The organism is Porcibacter vitabionis (assembly GCF_046263795.1).
Taxonomy (GTDB): domain Bacteria; phylum Bacillota; class Clostridia; order Lachnospirales; family Lachnospiraceae; genus Lachnocurva.
This window is the reverse complement of record NZ_JBJYZD010000024.1, coordinates 1-4,229: the sequence shown is the minus strand read 5'-3', so window position 1 is coordinate 4,229 and position 4,229 is coordinate 1. Positions and strand designations below refer to the sequence as shown.

Annotated in this window: 2 protein-coding genes and 1 CRISPR repeat array; both genes read left to right on the top strand. The window is 48.5% G+C overall.

Annotation, left to right across the window (positions count from 1 at the left end):
• The first annotated feature begins 610 nt into the window (after positions 1-610).
• Positions 611-2,080: an anthranilate synthase component I gene (gene trpE / locus ACKX2L_RS11365; RefSeq protein WP_497551040.1), complete on the top strand. Its 1,470-nt coding sequence runs from the start codon at positions 611-613 to the stop codon at positions 2,078-2,080.
• Positions 2,077-2,661: an anthranilate synthase component II gene (locus ACKX2L_RS11360; RefSeq protein WP_497551041.1), complete on the top strand. Its 585-nt coding sequence runs from the start codon at positions 2,077-2,079 to the stop codon at positions 2,659-2,661. The genes trpE and ACKX2L_RS11360 overlap by 4 nt, the downstream gene beginning before the upstream one ends.
• Positions 2,662-3,125: 464 nt before the next feature.
• Positions 3,126-4,070: direct repeats of the CRISPR family, unit length 32 nt; unit sequence ATTTCAATACCAGCCCCTCTGCGAGGGGCTTC.
• Positions 4,071-4,229 lie beyond the last annotated feature (159 nt).

Genomic DNA, 4,229 nt, shown 5'->3' with positions numbered 1-4,229 from the left:
CGATAATATCTAATGCGTCTTTGATAGTAGGCATATCCAATTACCTCCTTCGGTGGTACTGTTTCTTACTATTATTATACGCTATTTCTCGTCAAAAATCAACCATTTGTTGTGACAGAGCCAATAACAAATAATTTCATACGTCAACAAATCAAACCGTTGAAGTGGAGATAAAACGAAAGGGGCACTCACAGAGAGTCCGGGCGGCTGAGAGCCGGACAGAACGCTGATTCGTAAATGGACCACTGAGGGCAGGGTGAACGCCGAAGAAGAGATCGTATCTGGAGATCGTATCTGATAAACAGATCATTTCTTCCAATCACAGGCAAGTAGCTTCTGACGTAAGGCATACGTTAGTTGCCGGAGATATGTTGGTATCTCATGAGTGTGTGGAGACACAAAGCAAGGTGGCACCACGGGTATCAGACCAATGATATAATAGCTAATAGCTTTGATATTGGAAGACCTGCCGGTCTTTTTGATATCGGCTCTATAGCTCTATATCTATAAGATCGAACAGACCCGCCCTTGGCAGAATCAATCTGAACAATCAGATTCTTTCTGTCAAGGGCGGTTTTTTTGCATTTCAAAACAAAAGAAAGGAGACAATATGAAGCAGACATCCTACGAAGAGGTCAGAAAAATCGCAGCCTCCGGAGATTACAAACGGATCCCCGTGACAAGGGAGATTCTTTCGGACATTCGAACGCCGGTGGAGACTCTTCGGGCCCTTTTGAATGTCACAAGCCACTGCTTTCTCTTGGAGAGCGTTGAGGACAGCCGACAGATGGGGCGTTATACTTTCCTGGGCTATGATCCTACGATGGAGATCTCATGCAAGGATCACCTTTTGACCATCAAGGCGGGCGGGACCATTCAAATGAAGGTGGACCATCCCGGTCCCTACATCCAGAAGATCATTCAGGACAATCGCTCTCCCCGCCTGCCGGGCCTTCCGAGCCTGACCGGCGGCCTGGTCGGCTACTTCTCCTACGACTACATCCAATATGGGGAACCTGCTCTGAAGCTTTCTGCAAAGGATGAGAACCAATTCTGCGATGTCAATCTCATGCTGTTTGATAAGCTGATCTGCTATGACAATTATCGGCAGAAGATCCTTTTGATCGTCAATATTTTGACGGAGGACATGGAAACCGCCTACCAGAAGGCCCTTCTGGATCTCAATGTCATGGAGGAGATCATACGAAAGGGAAAACCGAAGCAGATTCAGAAAGGCCATCTTCTGGAGCCCTTGAAGCCCAAGCTTTCCCTGGAAGAATTTACAGAGAAAGTCGAGAAAATCAAGTATCACATTCATGAAGGGGATATCTTCCAGCTGGTTTTCTCCAATCCCATGGAAGCCCGCTACGAGGGCAGTCTCCTCGACACTTATCGCGTGCTTCGAACCACAAACCCCTCGCCCTATATGTTCTACTTCTCCGGCGATGATGTGGAGATCGCCGGAAGTTCCCCGGAAACCCTGGTCAAGGTCTCTAACGGCGAGATCCGGACCTTTCCTCTGGCCGGAACAAGACCGCGCGGGCGGGATGAAAAGGAAGACCAGAGGCTTGAAAAGGAGCTTTTGTCAGATGAAAAAGAGCGGGCCGAGCACAACATGCTGGTGGATCTGGGCAGAAATGACCTGGGACGTCTCTGCAAATTCGGAAGTGTTCAGGTCGAGAAATATATGGCGATCGAAAAATATTCTCACGTCATGCACATCGGCTCCGAAGTAAAAGGGATCCTTCGGGAGGATAAAAAGCCGATCGATGCGATCGATTCCGTGCTTCCGGCTGGGACCTTGTCCGGGGCGCCGAAGTTTCGAGCCATGGAATTAATCAACGAACTGGAAAATGACCGGAGAGGAATCTACGGCGGTGCCATCGGTTATGTAGACTTCACCGGAAACCTGGATGTCTGCATTGCCATCCGGCTGGCCTATAAGAGAAATGGCAAGGTCTTTGTTCGATCCGGAGCTGGAATCGTAGCAGACAGCATTGCAAAAAATGAGTACAAGGAATGCCAGAACAAGGCAAAAGCAGTCGTTGAAGCCATTCAGAAAGCGGAGGAAGAAGAATGATTCTCTTGATTGATAATTATGACAGTTTTTCCTATAACCTCTATCAATTGATCGGTTCTCTGGATCCGGACATCACTGTCATTCGAAATGACGAGAAAAGCATCCCGGCGATCCGGGAAATGAAGCCCGACTGCATCATTTTATCTCCCGGTCCCGGAAAGCCTTCCGATGCAGGTGTCTGTGAAGATGTGGTCCGAAAACTCGGTGGCCAGATCCCCATTTTGGGCGTCTGCCTGGGCCATCAGGCCATCTGCGAAGCAGAGGGCGCGACCATTTCTTATGCCAAAGAGTTAATGCACGGGAAACAGTCGAAAGTCAAACTGGACCTGTCGTCTCCAATCTTCACCGGCCTGCCCGAAGAAGTTACTGTAGGTCGTTACCATTCCCTGGCTGTTATGGAAAAGACCCTGCCGGCCGGATTGAAAGAAATCGCACGGGCAGATGACGGCGAGGTCATGGCTGTAGCCAATGAAAAGAAGATGTTATACGGCCTTCAATTTCATCCGGAGTCTATCATGACAGAGGAAGGGCAAAGGATGCTGGAGAATTTCTTGAAGATTGCGGATCTAGGGGAGAGGTAATAGGAGGAAAACAAAGTATCTTGAGGCAGTTTACGATAGAGTACAATAATGTTCGCAAAAACTGAATAGCAATGTAAAAATCATCGAGGCTCATGTAGAATGATTTGCGACGAAACAAACAACTACAAAGAAGAACTCTCGATGGCTCAGAAACAGAGTAACACAAAGCTTTCCACTTAACTATTTAGTTTTATGAATCTGCCCGATCCTATGTTCAGCATGTTTTAATCTTCCCGAATGAATCCTCCTATGTCCGGCTGGTGACAGCGTATCTGATGGAATACTCGGAGGACTGGTCAACATCCAGAGCATATATCAAAGAGGAATCAATTTCACGACTGTTACCTAAAGATGCTGCATAATCATTCAACTATGGGTCTGGATGGTTTTTTCGAACATTCCTTGAAATCATCCTCTGCGATGGGCTTCACACGTCTGCAAGTTCCATCTGAATATCAGTCATCATTTCAATAAAAGCCCCTCTGCGAGGGGCTTCTGAACTCGTAGCGTTCATTCGTTGTCAGGGACTTATTTCAATACCAGCCCCTCTGCGAGGGGCTTCCATCTCCTGGCCTGTCATCCAGGTCGTGTCCTCATTTCAATACCAGCCCCTCTGCGAGGGGCTTCTAAGAGAAATTATATAGACTGTCTTAGATTCTAAATTTCAATACCAGCCCCTCTACGAGGGGCTTCCTGTCTGGCCAGTATCAGGAAAGCTGGTCTGAAAATTTCAATACCAGCCCCTCTGCGAGGGGCTTCCGGTGTCGTGAAGATCTTGTCCATGTTGTTAAAATTTCAATACCAGCCCCTCTGCGAGGGGCTTCCGCCACGCCGATCGGGCGCGCGATGATGTACGTATTTCAATACCAGCCCCTCTGCGAGGGGCTTCGAGTGCTCCGGCTCTGTCAGATGTCTCAGTCTTATTTCAATACCAGTCCCTCTGCGAGGGGCTTCCGAAAGCTCCGAAGAAGCACGTGGTCAGTGTGATTTCAATACCAGCCCCTCTGCGAGGGGCTTCGCGTAGGCCTCGGTCATTTTAACAAGCTCCTGATTTCAATACCAGCCCCTCTGCGAGGGGCTTCGTACCCATTCTTTTGAGATGCTGCCAGGTCTTCATTTCAATACCAGCCCCTCTGCGAGGGGCTTCGGTCTTTCTTCGCGCCTGCCGCTGCCAAGATCTATTTCAATACCAGCCCCTCTGCGAGGGGCTTCAAGAACCCTCTCGGCATCTTTCCTTTTATCTGCAATTTCAATACCAGCCCCTCTGCGAGGGGCTTCAATGTCAAACAGTTCCTTCAAGAACTTGATGCCATTTCAATACCAGCCCCTCTGCGAGGGGCTTCCTCTTCCTCGGTTAACTGAGGATTCTTTTCATCTATTTCAATACCAGCCCCTCTGCGAGGGGCTTCCACGGCTGCTGGAAGGTCACACTTTTGCTAAAAATTTCGTAAGCGAGTTATCTTAGGGCGTCAGCCCTAGAAGAACACCGCTATTTCAGAATAGATCTGAAACGGCGGATTCTATTTTCATTCACATCAGATTTTCAATGGGTGTCCGGCAGACCCGCT